Origin of the sequence: Comamonas odontotermitis (assembly GCF_020080045.1) — a bacterium.
Classification (GTDB): domain Bacteria; phylum Pseudomonadota; class Gammaproteobacteria; order Burkholderiales; family Burkholderiaceae_C; genus Comamonas; species Comamonas odontotermitis.
On the sequence record NZ_CP083451.1, the window covers coordinates 80,167 to 93,210 of the forward strand.

Consider the following 13,044-nt stretch of genomic DNA (forward strand, 5'->3'; position numbering starts at 1 on the left):
CACAAATGTAAACCGATCACGCCTGCACCCACCATGACAAAGGGCGCCCATTGGCGCCCTTGTGGTTTCTTGCTGGGCCAGACGGCGATCAGCGGCTGCTGGGGAAACTGAACACCGCGCCTTCGCGCACACCTGCCGAGGGCCAGCGCTGGGTGATCGTCTTGCGCTTGGTGTAAAAGCGCACGGCATCGGGGCCGTAGGCGTGCAGATCGCCGAACAGGCTGCGCTTCCAGCCACCGAAGGAATGGTAGGCCACGGGCACTGGCAGGGGCACGTTCACGCCCACCATGCCAACCTGGATGTGGTCGGTGAAGTAGCGCGCAGCCTCGCCATCGCGGGTGAAGATGCAGGTGCCGTTGCCGTATTCGTGGTCGTCGATGAGCTGCATTGCTTCCTGCAGCGTCTTCACGCGCACGATGCCGAGCACGGGGCCAAAAATTTCCTCCTGGTAGATCTTCATGCCGGGCTTGACGCCATCAAACAGGCAGGGGCCGAGGAAGTAGCCTTCTTCGTGGCCCGCCACCTTGAGCGTGCGGCCGTCGATCAGCAGTTGCGCGCCCTCGGCAACACCGCTGTCTACATACGCCTTCACCTTCTCGAAATGCGGTTTGGTGACCAGCGGGCCCATGTCGTTGGCGTTGTCGGTGCCTGGGCCGACCTTCATCTTGGCGATTTCGGTCTTGAGGCCGGCAATCATCTTTTCGGCGACCTCGTCGCCCACACAGACGATCAGCGGCACCGCCATGCAGCGCTCGCCGCAGGAGCCATAGGCAGCACCCATCATGGCGTTCACCGCGTTGGCGACATCGGCATCGGGCATGACCACGGCGTGGTTCTTGGCGCCACCCAGGGCCTGCACGCGCTTGCCGCTCTTGCAGCCTTCGCCATAGATGTATTCGGCAATCGGGGTCGATCCGACAAAGCTCACGGCCTTGACGCGCGGGTCGTGCAGCAGCGTGTCCACCGCTTCCTTGTCGCCGTTGACCACGTTCAGCACGCCGGGCGGCAGGCCCGCTTCCAGCGCCAGCTGGGCAATGAACAGGGCGCTGGTGGGGTCGCGCTCGGAGGGCTTCAGGACAAAGCTGTTGCCGCAGGCCACGGCCATGGGCCACATCCACAGCGGCACCATGGCTGGAAAGTTGAATGGCGTGATGCCTGCCGTGACGCCCAGCGCCTGAAACTCGCTCCAGCTGTCGATATTGGGGCCCACGTTGCGGCTGTGTTCGCCCTTGAGCAGCTCAGGCGCGTAGCTGGCAAATTCCACGTTCTCGATACCGCGCTGCAGCTCGCCATGTGCGTCGGCCAGCACCTTGCCGTGTTCGGCGGTGATCATGGCGGCAATCTTGTCGGCGTTTTCTTCCAGCAGCACCTTGAGCTTGCTCATCACACGTGCGCGCTTGAGCGGCGGCGTATTGCGCCACGCAGGGAAAGCCTTTTCGCCCGAGGCGATGGCCGCTTCCACCGTGGCCTTGCTGGCCAGCTCGACGCTCACAGTCGACTGTCCAGTGGCGGGGTTGAACACGGGCTGGGTGCGGCCGCCATCGTGCACGATCTTGCCGTCGATCAAGTGGCCAACGGTGGCGGTCACATTCTTGTCGTGGTTCATCACAATCTCTCTTGGATTCAAATCAAAAACGGCGCCAGCGCCCTACACAAGAGCGCCAGCAGCTATTGGTTTTATAGTAATTTAGTTCACTTCCGCCAGCGCATCGCCCAGGGCGTTGATCAGGCGGTCGATTTCGGCCTTTTCGCTGATGAAGGGTGGCGCCAGCTGGATGGTGTCGCCGCCATAGCGCACGTAGAAGCCTTTTTCCCAGCACTTCATCGCGATCTCATAAGGGCGCTTGGCAGGCTCGCCTGGCACCGGCGCAATGGTAAAGCCCGCTGCCAGCCCATAGTTGCGGATGTCGACGATGTGCTTGGCACCCTTCAAGCTGTGCACGGCATTCTCGAAGTAAGGCGCCAGCGCCTTCACGCGGCCGGGCATGTCTTCCTTCTCCAGAATGTCCATCACCGCCACGCCCGCTGCGCAGGCCACAGGGTGGGCCGAGTAGGTGTAGCCGTGGGCAAACTCCAGCATGTATTCCGGCCCGCCAGCGGCCATGAAGGTGTCGTAGATTTCCTTGGTGACCACGCAGCCACCCAGCGGTTGCGCGCCGTTGGTCACCTGCTTGGCAAAGTTCAGGATATCGGGCACCACGCCAAAGGCTTCCGAACCCGTCCAGGCGCCGCAGCGGCCAAAACCGGTGATGACTTCATCAAAAATCAGCAGGATGTTGTTCTGCGTGCAGATCTCGCGGATACGCTCCAGATAGCCCTTGGGCGGAATCACCACGCCTGCCGAGCCGGAGAAGGGCTCGACGATCACGGCTGCGATGTTGCTCGCGTCGTGCAGGGCGATGACGTCGAGCAGCTTGTCGGCCAGCGCGCGGCCACCGTCTTCAGCCATGCCCTTCTGGAAGGTGCCTGCGGGTGGCTGGGTGTGGGGCAGATGGTCTGCCGCAATGCCCTGACCAAACATCTTGCGGTTGCCGCCGATACCGCCCACCGAGATGCCGCCGTAGTTGACGCCGTGGTAGCCCTTTTCGCGGCCGATCAGCACCGTCTTGCTGGCCTGCCCCTTGAGGCGCCAGTATGCGCGCACCATTTTCAGCGAGGTGTCGGCAGCTTCCGAGCCCGAGCCGGTGAAGAACACGTGATCCAGCCCGGCGGGCGTGTGTTCCTTGATCTTGTTGGCCAGTGCGAACGAGGCAGGATGGCCGAACTGGAAGGCGGGGGCGTAATCAAGCTGCAGCGCAGCCTTGCCGATGGCTTCTGCCACTTCCTTGCGGCCATGGCCAATGCCCGAACACCACAGGCCCGACAGCCCGTCAAAAATCTTGCGGCCTTCACCATCGGTGTAGTAGGCACCCTGGCCGCCCACGATCATGCGCGGCTTGGCCTTGAAGTTGCGGTTGCCGGTGAACGGCATCCAATGCGCCTCCAGCCAGGCGGCGTCGGTGCGCAGCGCGGCGCCTGCGGTCTTTTCGTCGATCTGCACAAAGCTCATGGGTTTCTCCTTGGAACGGCGGCGTCCTGTGTTTTCCAGTGTGGATGTGGCATTGTGGGCCGGTTTTTTTCTTATTCAAATATTGACATATCAAAGCTCACTTGCGGTTTTTTGCAAGTAAAAAAGGTGGCAAAACCGGCGAAAACGCCCCAGGGAGCCGCAGGCATGCGGCACCACTCGCACGTTTTTCAGCTATCAATAATGCAGCTATTAGTGTGCATGCAGAAAGCGCCAAAGCATTGTTTTATGCTTCATCACGGCGTCACACGGCAAGGCTAAGGTGGCGGCTTTGCTGCCACCGATAAAACCGACATGTCCTCCCACGATCCATCCGCCCGCCGCCGCTTTCTGCTCTCGTCCACCGCCATGGCAGGCACCAGCTTGCTGCCGGGCATTCTGCGCGCGCAGACGGCGCCTGCTGCCATTACACAGGATGCCGCACGGCCCCTGCTGCTGTCAGGCCTGCAAAGCGGCGATGTGCTGGCCAACAGCGCCATCGTCTGGGCCCGCGCCAGCCGCGAGGCGCGCATGCGGGTGGAATGGTCCACCACCAGCAGCTTTGCCCAGAGCACCCTGGTGCGCGGCCCCGACCTGCTGCCCGATACCGACGGCACCGGCCGCGTCGATCTGCAGGGCCTGCCCGCCGGGCAGGACATCTTCTACCGCGTGGTGCTCGATGACCTGGCAAGCAGCAACACCCGCGCACCTGCCGTGCAGGGGCATTTCCGCACGCCGCTCGCAAGCCAGGGTCCGGCCACGCGCCCTTTCCGTCTGGTGTGGAGCGGCGATACGGTGGGCCAGGGCTACGGCATCAATGAAGGCATTGGCGGAATGCGCATCTATGACGAAATGCGCAAGACCAACCCCGATGTCTTTCTGCACAGCGGCGACACCATCTACGCCGACGGCCCCATCTCCGAGACCGTCGCCCTGCCCGATGGCAGCACCTGGAAGAACCTGGTGACGCCCCAGGTGGCCAAGGTGGCCGAAACGCTCGACGAGTACCGGGGCCGTTACCGCTACAACCTGATGGACCGCAACGTGCGTGCGCTGGGCAGCGAGGTCGCACAGATCTGGCAGTGGGATGACCACGAGGTCACCAATAACTATTCGGACAGCAAGAGCGTTGCGAACGACAAGCGCTACACCGAAAAGAACGTGCACCTGCTCACCGCCCGGGGCCGCCGCGCCTTCATGGAATACGCCCCCATGCGCCCCTTCGGCGCCGCCGAGCAGCAGCGCGTATACCGCCACCTGCCCCAAGGCCCGCTGGCCGACCTCTTTGTGCTGGACATGCGCACCTACCGTGGCCCCAACACCCACAACCTGCAGACGGTGGAAAGCGCGGAGACCGACTTCCTCGGCCGGCCCCAGCTCGACTGGCTGCTGGCGGGCCTCAAGGCCAGCACCGCCACCTGGAAGCTGATTGCCGCCGATATGCCGATCGGCCTGTTCGTGCCCGATGGCAAGGACGCCGAAGGACGCGACCAGTGGGAGGCGATTGCCAACGGCGAGCACGGCGTGCCCAAGGGGCGCGAGCTGGAGATGGCGCGCCTCTTGAAGGGCATCAAGGACGCAGGCATTCACAACGTGGTGTGGCTCACGGCCGATGTGCACTACACCGCCGCCCACCACTACAGCCCCGAGCGCGCGCAGTTCAAGGATTTTGCGCCGTTCTGGGAGTTCGTCTCCGGCCCCCTCAATGCAGGCGGCTTTGGGCCAAACGAGGTGGACAAGACCTTCGGCCTTGATGTCGTCTTCCACAAGGCACCGCCCAAGGCCAACTCGGCCCCGAGCGAGGGCTTCCAGTTCTTCGGCCAGCTCGATATCGACCACAAAAGCCGTGCGCTCACCGTGGTGCTCAAGGATTTGAACGGTGCCTCGCTCTATACCAAGACGCTGGAGCCGCAGCAGGCCTGAGCGCCGCCCGCCCGCCACCGACACGCCTTTCAGGAAAGCCGCAGATGCCTCGGGCGCTGCGGCTTTTCCTTTTACGCCGCCGTCACCACAGGCACAACTTGCACGACTGGCGCCAGCACGCCAGTCGCTCAAACGACAAGCGCCGCGCCTGACCGTCTCTATTCTCGTCAGCATCCCCGCACAGGAGACAAGTCCATGGCAACTGCACAGCACACATCCGAGCATGTGGATGTGCTCATCATCGGCGCAGGCGTTTCGGGCATCGGCTCGGCCTACCACCTGAAGGAACAGCACCCCGGGCGCAGCTTTGCCGTGCTCGAGCGCAACCCCGGCCATGGCGGCACCTGGTGGACGCACCGCTACCCGGGCGCACGCTCGGACAGCGACCTCTTCACCTATGGCTACCGCTTCAAGCCCTGGCGCGGCACGGCCATCGCCACCGCTGATGAGATCCGAAAGTACTTGACCGATGTCATCGAAGAAAACCAGCTGGCGCCCTATATCCGCTACCGGCACCAGATGACGGCCGCCAGCTGGTCCGCGCAGGAGCAGCAGTGGACGGTGACGGTGCGGCTGCTGGACAGCGGCGCCGAAAAAACCATCACCACCCGGTTCCTCTGGCTGTGCCAGGGCTATTACGACCATGAAAAGCCTTTCACCCCGCACTGGCCGGGGCTGGAGAACTTCCAGGGCCGGATCGTGCACCCGCAGCTGTGGCCGCAGGACCTGGACTACCATGGCAAGCGCGTCGTGGTGATCGGCTCGGGGGCGACGGCGGCCACGCTGATTCCAGCCATGGCGCCCGATGCAGGCCATGTCACCATGCTGCAGCGCACACCGACCTTCTTCCTCTCGCGCCCGCGCAGCCACCCGCTGGAGGCGCCGCTGCGCGAGCTGGATCTCCCCGACGAGTGGGTGCACGAGATCCTGCGCCGCGCCCACATCTCCCAATCGACCAAGTTTGCGCACATGGGCAAGGAAGACCCCGAAGCCCTGCGCAAGCGCCTGCTCGACGACATCCGCGCACGCCTGCCCGACGGCTTTGATGTGGAAAAGCATTTCAACCCGGCCTACCGCCCCTGGCAGCAGCGCATCGCCGTGGTGCCCGACGGCGACATGTTCGACGCCATCAACACCGGCAAGGCCTCGGTGGTGACCGATGGCATCGAGAATTTCGACGCCCGGGGCATCGTGCTCACTTCGGGCGAGCGGCTCGATGCCGACATCGTCGTCAGCGCCACGGGCTTCAACCTCAAGCTGTTTGACGATGTGCCTTTCACCGTCGACGGCGAGCGCGTCGATTTCAGCCAGCGCGTGCCGTACCGGGGCGTCATGATCAATGGCCTGCCCAACATGGCCTACGTAATGGGCTACTTCCGCTTTGGCTGGACCTTGCGGGTCGAGCTGGTGAGCGACTGGGTATGCCGCATGCTCGCGCACCTCGACCGGACGGGCAAGCGCTCGGTCACCGCCACCCTGCGCCCGCAGGATGCGGACATGGCGCTGCAGCCCTGGTGCGATGCCAGCAACTTCAACCCCGGCTACATCACCCGCTCGCAGCATCTGATGCACCGCAGCGGAGACCGCGAGCCCTGGACGCACCTGCACGACTATGACCAGGACCGCGACACCCTGCCCCAGGTCAGCCTGCAGGAAGACGTGCTCGTCTACCGCTGAGCCCCCGCGCTCCCCCTCCACCGCCGACAAGGACACCCCAGCCATGCCCCTCGAACCCGGAATTGCCGCCATCGTGCAGATGGTCAAGGACGCCAATGCCAAACCCCGGTGGGAAGGCACGCCGCAGGAAGGCCGCGACAGCTACCTCGCCTTCACCCATGGCACCCGCACGCCCGAGCAGACCGTGCCCGTCTCCCGGGTGGAGGACATCCACATCCCCGGGCCAGCGGGTATCCTGAAGGCCCGCATCTACCGCCCCAGAGGCACCGGGCCTTTTCCGACCATTGCGTACTTTCACGGTGGCGGCTGGGTGATTGGCGATCTGGACACGCACGACAACATCTGCCGCTCGCTGTGCAAGGGCAGCGCTGCCGTGGTCGTCTCGGTGGACTACCGCCTGGCGCCGGAGCACCCCTTTCCCGCAGCGGTGGAAGATGCCGTGACCGCCACGCGGTGGATACAGGCCCAGACTGCTGGCCTGGGCGGCAACCGTGCCGTGGGCATTGCGGGCGACAGTGCAGGCGGCAACCTCGCAGCCGCCGTCTGCCAGTTGTTGCGCGGCACAGCGCCCGCCCTGCAGGCCCAGTTCCTGATCTACCCGGCGCTCGACCATCTGCAGGCAGGCCACCGCTCCATCGACGAGAACGGCACCGGCTACCTGCTCGAAAAACGCAGCATGGAATGGTTCTACGGCCACTATGCCGGGGACGGCACCAGCAGCGACGATGCGCGCCTGTTTCCGCTGCAGGCAAGAGATCTGTCAGGCCTGCCGCCTGCCCTGATCGTGACTGCCGAATACGACCCGCTGCGCGACGAGGGCGAAGCCTACGGCCGTGCCCTGCAGGCTGCCGGTGTGCCCGTGGACACGCGGCGCTATGACGGCATGATCCATGCATTCTTCGACATGGGCCGCTGGTCGACGGGCGCGCAACAGGCCATCGATGAAAGCACCGCGCAGTTTGGGCGCATGTTGCGGCCCTGAGAACGTAAACACGTTCTGAGTGAATTCCCAGAAGAAAACCGTATGCCCCCCACTACCGAAACCCTGGTCGACGCCATCGACCACCTGGTGCTCACCGTGCACAGTATCCCGCGCAGCATTGCCTTTTACGAGCGGGTTCTGGGCATGAGGGCGAGAGAGTTCAAGCCCGGCCGCCACGCGCTGCACTTTGGCAGGCAAAAGATCAACCTGCACGAAGTCGATAAGGTTGTCGACCCGAACGTGAAACATGCCACGCCAGGTTCTGCCGATCTGTGCTTTCTCACCCGCATGCCGCTGGCCGATTTCATCGCGCACCTGCAGCGCGAACAGGTTGCCGTCGTGCAGGGGCCGGTGCGTGCCACGGGCGCACAGGCAGTGCTGCAATCCGTCTATTTCTACGACCCCGATGAGAACCTGATCGAGGTGTCCAACGAAGTGGACTGAAAGCCGCTAACCCGAGAGCCTACGCCCGCCTGACGGCGGCATCGCACCAGCGCTGCACCACGGCGGGCGAGGTCATGCACACCACATCGAGCGTCTTGGTCGTCACCGCACGCTCCAGCAGCTGGATATCGGCCTCATGCTGGCGGGCCACATGCGGGTCTTCAAAAAAGATGGCGCGCTGGCAGCGGCCTTCCAGCACCAGATCGGCAATCTGCGCGTCGCCCCCCAGCGGGCCGCTGTTGTAGCGATCCACCCAGGGTGTGCCGGCGGGCCAGCCCTTGCTCCAGGCCATCTCGTTGAGCTTCTGGCCCGTGGTGCCCGTGCCCACGCGGCGGCTGTAGCGCGAGAGCAGTTCGAAATTCGCCGCCGCAAACTCCAGCATGGCGGGTTTCATCGCATCATGGGCAATCAGCGCCAGGGTCTGCGATGCATAGCTGTGCAGGCTGTCTGCATGGCGGTCACGCGGCAGGCCTGCGTGGATGCGCTCCATCTCCACCCAGTCGCGCGCACTCGCCACGGTCGAGATGAAGGGCTTGCCGTGGATCACGCACTGGCGCTTGAGGGCCAACGCCTCGGGGAAGATGGACGAGGGATCGACCGGATCGGTCAGGTAGATGGCGCCGTCCAGCACCCGGCCTTCGCCGGGCATGCCCACCACTTCGGCCACCAGCTTCATCAGCCCGCCTTCACGCCCGTAGGGGTAGCGCACCAGGCCTTTGTGGCCCTTGAGCATTTCGGCGGCAGCAATCGCGTCATAGGTGCGGCCCACGGCGTGAAAGCCGATATTCAGCTCGCGAATGCCCTGCTCGCAAGCGCGCAAAAAGGTGAACAGCGCCGCATCATCGCTGCGGTGGTGCAAACGGTTGGCAGCAAGGCCCAAAAGCATGGTCAGTCCCGTGGTGTGGCAAGTGAGGGGAAAGCATAGCGCCAAAACCACGCCAGGGCTGTGACGGCAGCAGCGGAGACGCCCTTCAATACTACTGAATTAATAGCTATATGCGCTTACCTGTATTGTGCAAAAAGGCATTTTTTATGGATTACTGGCTGCACTATTCGCCCACTGCTGCGCCGTCTGCAGGCGCGCACGCGGGCCAAAGCTGCTGGTGGTGCTGAGGGTGATGTTGTGGTGCGCAATCACCTGCTGCGGGGTGACGGCGGCATTGCCGCAGGTGGTGTGTGCATCTTCCACCAGCACCACCGGGTAGCCGTGGCGCAGCGCGGCGCGAGTGGTCACATCCACGCAGTACTCGGTGTGCATGCCGCAGATCACCAGCTCGTGCACACCCAGGCCCTGCAGCGTGGGCAGCAGATCGGTTTTCCAGAAGGCATCGCCCGTGGTCTTGTTGCTGCGCAGATCGGCGCCCTCCACCTGCAGGCCCAGCGCCAGCTGCCAGCCAAGCGTGCCGGCTTCAAGCCCCGGCTCTGCGTGCTGCACCCAGATGACGGGCATGCCAGCCGCCCGTGCCGCTGCGGTTACTTGGTTGATGCGGGCAATCAGGCCTGCGCAATCCCAGGCAGCCCCGGGGCCATCGCACAGCCCTTGCTGCACATCAATGACGAGAACGGCGGTGTGGGGCATGGCATTCCTATGGGTGGGTGGTACAAGCAGCCTGGATTCTAGGGATCCGCCGTAAACCCCTCGCCAGACGGGATGGACGCGGGCCTGCACCGCAAGCTGTTGCCCCGGCGCAAAGCCGCTAAGCTATGCACATGGCCGCCAACCCCCCTGTTTCCGCCCCCCTGCCCCATCCACCGGCAGCAGCGCGCCGCGCGCGCGCGGTGCTTGGGCAGCTTAGCGACATGGATCTGCGGCTGCTGCAGGTCTTCAAGAGCGTGGTGGAATGCGGCGGCATGTCGGCTGCCGAGCTGGAGCTGAACATCGGCACCTCCACCCTCAGCCGCCACATGAAAGACCTGGAGACCCGGCTGGGCATGGTGCTGTGCAGACGCGGGCGCGCAGGCTTTGCGCTCACCCCCGAGGGCCACCAGGTGTACGAAGCCACCTTGCAGCTGCTGGGCGGGGTTGATCTGTTTCGCAGCCGCATCGACGACATCCACGCGCGCATGGGCGGCAATCTGGAAATCGCCGTGTTCGACAAGACGGTGAGCAACCCGCAGGCGCAGATTCACCGCGCGATTGCCCGGTTTCGCACGGTGGCACCCGATGTGAACCTGCAGCTGCATGTCAGCTCCATCAACGCCATCGAACGCGGGCTGATGGATGGGCGCTTTCATGTTGGCATCATCCCCGCGCACCGCAGCTCGGCCAGCCTGGTGTACCGCGACCTGTTTGGCGAAACCATGCAGCTGTACTGCGCCGCCGGGCATGACCTGTGGCACAAGCCCCATGACCGCCTCGACTGGGAGGCCCTGCGCCACTACCCCTTTGCCGGACTGGGCTACCACTCGCCCAACATGGAGCTCTCGCACAGCGTGCGCCTGCCCCGCGCCGCCACGGGTTTTGACCAGGAATCGATTGCAACCCTGATTCTGTCCGGGTGTTTTCTGGGCTTTCTGCCCGACCACTACGCCGCCCGGTTTGAAGAGCAGGGCCTGATGCAGGCGGTGGGCCCCGACCGCTTCCACTACCAGTGCCAATTCGTCGCCATGTGGCGCCTCTCGCCCGCCCCCAGCCGCGTGGCGCAGGCCTTTATCGACTGCCTGCTCCAGGCCCACACAACGCCTGCGTAAGCTGCTATCAAATTAACTTATCCACAGAAGTGCGCTTCCCGGTGTGTATTTTTTTCTCCGAGGGAGATCAAAGGGAGTTGATCCCGCAACGGCCCGAACATTGCACAAAATTATCCACAGGCTGATTGCGCGTCTTGGGCTGCGCGAGGCTGGCCGTTTTTTGGGCCCTCATTGATGCAGCGAATATTCCCACTGTGGCACAGCAGTTGCATGAAGTTGGGAGCGTGGCCCGCAAATTGGGGATGGAGAGCACTTTTAGACTTCGGGGTGGGCATGGCTGCTTTCGGCCATGAGCGGTCGCTGATGAAATCAAAAAGCAGACATTCAACGTGTGACATAAGCTGCAAGATCCGGCTTGCTGGGGCATGTCAGCTCGATGGAAGGGTTAGGTATCATCGAACTCTGTACTTGAAGCTGTGACCGTATCGGCCCATCTGGGTGCCAGCAAAGAATTGTTCGCCGACATTGAATAGACGAGGAAGCTGGAGTAACTCGCCGTTCGCGGCTTCCTGCTCATAGAGATGCAACACCGCAACAAACAGCCCCCCAACTGCGTTAAGGCAGTTCTTCAGCGTGGCTCGCTTGAAATGTTGGTCGCGCTGATGCTTTACCTTGTTGTGATCTGACCACCAAAGTGGAGGTTGATTTGCTGTCCAGTTAACCCACGGCTGATGAGTTACGCCATAGCGAGGAAGCTGAGTCTCGAAGTCGATGAAGGTTGGGCAATTCGCACTCACCTCCGCGTGATACATGCCGATGGAAGAGGCAGCGCTGTTTGGATTGAATCTCTTACAAAGAAGCTTCAGAACAACATCGACCTCGGCGCTAGCGCCGAGTAGGAGGCGGGCAATCTCAAGTGAATAGGCGTCATCGTTTCCTGAGAAATCGACATATCTAGACAAACGGTCTAGATCCTCTTCTAACGCGAGGAAATAGTTCCAATGTACATAAGCCACGGCGCGATGAATTGTCACTATTTCTCCTGTGATGCTTAACGAACAAGGTAAGCGGCCGGCCGGAGGCCAGTCTGCTTAACCAGCCAGTTAGGTGCTTTCTCGCGGATCACGCTGGAACTCGCGTAAGAAAGTCTCGAATTCCAGCAATCATTAGCAATACTTGATCTGCTTTGAATTCGGAATACTTTCCGTGCGCGGCCTTGTTTCGTAGATCAAGCCATGCAGTAATGCTTTTTTGATCAAGCTTTGAATAAACATTTGCACTTGCGAGGTCAGAGTTCATTGCATCAGCCTTCTTTGGCACTAAGCCCCCATCGGGTTTAGTGAGTTCCGTTGGAACACCCGCCTTCACGCAAAGCATACGAATATGCGACTCAAGTGCCGAACCAGCAATGACACCTGCGGCGTCCTTATAGCCAGCATCAATCAGATGCTGGGCCATTTCCAAGAAGTCCGCGAAGGTGGCTGCATGAACAAGCTCAATAAGCGTCTGGAGGTGCCCAGCATTTACATCAGCCCGCAATGCTTTGACCACACCGATGATCGGAGCCAAGTGCAAATGAAGATGCGGAAGCTGTTTCAGGACACGCTTGACCTCATTGGCATATGAGGAGTTTTCTCCGGAGATCCGGGCAATCGCAGCGACCGCTCTAGTAACGACAGCTTGGCGAGAATATTCGGGAAGGTCACTGAGATCGCTGTGAATAGATCTATGCGTCAAAGTTTCGTATTCCAAAACGATGCCATCGAGTTGCTGGGCGAGCGATTGAATGTTCATACGTATTGAGGCGCCTAACGTAGTCTAGACCGCGCCATGTAGCAGACGATATCTGGCGCTTGCGGTCTAAATGGATACAAATGAAATGCGGCAAGGAGCTGGTAGCCTGCCTCGAAGGCGGGTATGCCGCATGAAATTACATTGCTAAATTCAGCCAAGAAACCCGCATCCCTTCCTGTGCTGTGCGCTAAACGGTTGCTGGACTAGGTCCGCGAGCGAAGTCGCTATAACACTATAGCCTACGCACTGAGAGGCTTACGTGCAATGGGCGCGCATGTTCGTGAAATGGCACGGCTTGCGGCATCTTCGAGACATGGAGCAATTGGAACGCGAGCGCTTTCTGGGTAGGTTTCCCTGGCACTAGTAGCCCGGCTGAATAACGGCTTTTGAGCGTTTACCTGTATGGCTGCTCTGGGTCGAAAGCAGCCTTTTGCCAAAGCCAACAATGGGCCCGCGCATGAGCCTATCCCTATTGATGGACTTGGCAAAACCAATGAGACCCCATCACTTTTGATGCGCGTGCCGCTCCCCGAGCCTCCTATTCGGC

At 62.0% G+C, this 13,044-nt stretch carries 11 protein-coding genes; 5 read left to right on the top strand and 6 right to left on the bottom strand.

Annotated elements, in window-relative coordinates; all coding sequences use genetic code 11:
* Nucleotides 1–88 precede the first annotated feature (88 nt).
* A complete protein-coding gene (locus LAD35_RS00355; protein WP_184711579.1) occupies nucleotides 89–1,606 on the bottom strand; it encodes a CoA-acylating methylmalonate-semialdehyde dehydrogenase in 1,518 nt (505 codons plus the stop codon).
* An 81-nt stretch (nucleotides 1,607–1,687) separates the two neighbouring features.
* Nucleotides 1,688–3,049: an aspartate aminotransferase family protein gene (locus tag LAD35_RS00360; protein WP_224150798.1), complete on the bottom strand. Its 1,362-nt coding sequence runs from the start codon at nucleotides 3,047–3,049 to the stop codon at nucleotides 1,688–1,690.
* 312 nt (nucleotides 3,050–3,361) lie between these two features.
* Here LAD35_RS00360 and LAD35_RS00365 point away from each other — a divergent pair, with 312 nt between their 5' ends.
* The 4 genes from LAD35_RS00365 (at nucleotide 3,362) to LAD35_RS00380 (ending at nucleotide 8,072) form a co-directional block, all read left to right on the top strand.
* Nucleotides 3,362–4,969, top strand: coding sequence for an alkaline phosphatase D family protein (locus tag LAD35_RS00365; protein ID WP_224150799.1), 1,608 nt, complete (start codon nucleotides 3,362–3,364; stop codon nucleotides 4,967–4,969).
* A 195-nt stretch (nucleotides 4,970–5,164) separates the two neighbouring features.
* Nucleotides 5,165–6,646: a flavin-containing monooxygenase gene (locus tag LAD35_RS00370; RefSeq protein ID WP_224150800.1), complete on the top strand. Its 1,482-nt coding sequence runs from the start codon at nucleotides 5,165–5,167 to the stop codon at nucleotides 6,644–6,646.
* Between the two features lie 43 nt (nucleotides 6,647–6,689).
* The gene (locus LAD35_RS00375; protein ID WP_224150801.1) at nucleotides 6,690–7,628 is read left to right on the top strand and encodes an alpha/beta hydrolase; all 939 of its coding nucleotides are present in this window, start codon (nucleotides 6,690–6,692) and stop codon (nucleotides 7,626–7,628) included.
* A gap of 42 nt (nucleotides 7,629–7,670) precedes the next feature.
* The gene (locus LAD35_RS00380) at nucleotides 7,671–8,072 is read left to right on the top strand and encodes a VOC family protein (RefSeq protein WP_224150802.1); all 402 of its coding nucleotides are present in this window, start codon (nucleotides 7,671–7,673) and stop codon (nucleotides 8,070–8,072) included.
* Nucleotides 8,073–8,091: 19 nt separating this feature from the next.
* Here the strand turns inward: LAD35_RS00380 and LAD35_RS00385 are convergent, their stop codons facing one another.
* Both LAD35_RS00385 and LAD35_RS00390 read right to left on the bottom strand, forming a co-directional pair.
* On the bottom strand, nucleotides 8,092–8,958 hold the full coding sequence (locus tag LAD35_RS00385) for a methylglyoxal synthase (protein ID WP_224150803.1): 867 nt from the start codon (nucleotides 8,956–8,958) through the stop codon (nucleotides 8,092–8,094).
* A gap of 144 nt (nucleotides 8,959–9,102) precedes the next feature.
* On the bottom strand, nucleotides 9,103–9,651 hold the full coding sequence (locus LAD35_RS00390; RefSeq protein ID WP_224150804.1) for a cysteine hydrolase family protein: 549 nt from the start codon (nucleotides 9,649–9,651) through the stop codon (nucleotides 9,103–9,105).
* Between the two features lie 131 nt (nucleotides 9,652–9,782).
* On the opposite strand from LAD35_RS00390, the gene LAD35_RS00395 reads away from it, so the two are divergent.
* Nucleotides 9,783–10,763: a LysR family transcriptional regulator gene (locus LAD35_RS00395; RefSeq protein WP_377779680.1), complete on the top strand. Its 981-nt coding sequence runs from the start codon at nucleotides 9,783–9,785 to the stop codon at nucleotides 10,761–10,763.
* Nucleotides 10,764–11,155: 392 nt separating this feature from the next.
* Here LAD35_RS00395 and LAD35_RS00400 read toward each other — a convergent pair whose 3' ends face one another.
* Together LAD35_RS00400 and LAD35_RS00405 are read right to left on the bottom strand one after the other, a co-directional pair.
* The gene (locus LAD35_RS00400; RefSeq protein WP_224150806.1) at nucleotides 11,156–11,737 is read right to left on the bottom strand and encodes a hypothetical protein; all 582 of its coding nucleotides are present in this window, start codon (nucleotides 11,735–11,737) and stop codon (nucleotides 11,156–11,158) included.
* An 88-nt stretch (nucleotides 11,738–11,825) separates the two neighbouring features.
* On the bottom strand, nucleotides 11,826–12,497 hold the full coding sequence (locus LAD35_RS00405; RefSeq protein ID WP_224150807.1) for a hypothetical protein: 672 nt from the start codon (nucleotides 12,495–12,497) through the stop codon (nucleotides 11,826–11,828).
* Between the last annotated feature and the right edge of the window lie 547 nt (nucleotides 12,498–13,044).

Excerpts from the sequence above, each read along its gene's own strand:
- LAD35_RS00355 (WP_184711579.1), bottom strand. The coding sequence starts at position 1,606 with ATGAACCACGACAAGAATGTGACCGCCACCGTTGGCCACTTGATCGAC.
- LAD35_RS00360 (WP_224150798.1), bottom strand. The coding sequence starts at position 3,049 with ATGAGCTTTGTGCAGATCGACGAAAAGACCGCAGGCGCCGCGCTGCGC.
- LAD35_RS00365 (WP_224150799.1), top strand. The coding sequence starts at position 3,362 with ATGTCCTCCCACGATCCATCCGCCCGCCGCCGCTTTCTGCTCTCGTCC.
- LAD35_RS00370 (WP_224150800.1), top strand. The coding sequence starts at position 5,165 with ATGGCAACTGCACAGCACACATCCGAGCATGTGGATGTGCTCATCATC.
- LAD35_RS00375 (WP_224150801.1), top strand. The coding sequence starts at position 6,690 with ATGCCCCTCGAACCCGGAATTGCCGCCATCGTGCAGATGGTCAAGGAC.
- LAD35_RS00380 (WP_224150802.1), top strand. The coding sequence starts at position 7,671 with ATGCCCCCCACTACCGAAACCCTGGTCGACGCCATCGACCACCTGGTG.
- LAD35_RS00385 (WP_224150803.1), bottom strand. The coding sequence starts at position 8,958 with ATGCTTTTGGGCCTTGCTGCCAACCGTTTGCACCACCGCAGCGATGAT.
- LAD35_RS00390 (WP_224150804.1), bottom strand. The coding sequence starts at position 9,651 with ATGCCCCACACCGCCGTTCTCGTCATTGATGTGCAGCAAGGGCTGTGC.
- LAD35_RS00395 (WP_377779680.1), top strand. The coding sequence starts at position 9,783 with ATGGCCGCCAACCCCCCTGTTTCCGCCCCCCTGCCCCATCCACCGGCA.
- LAD35_RS00405 (WP_224150807.1), bottom strand. The coding sequence starts at position 12,497 with ATGAACATTCAATCGCTCGCCCAGCAACTCGATGGCATCGTTTTGGAA.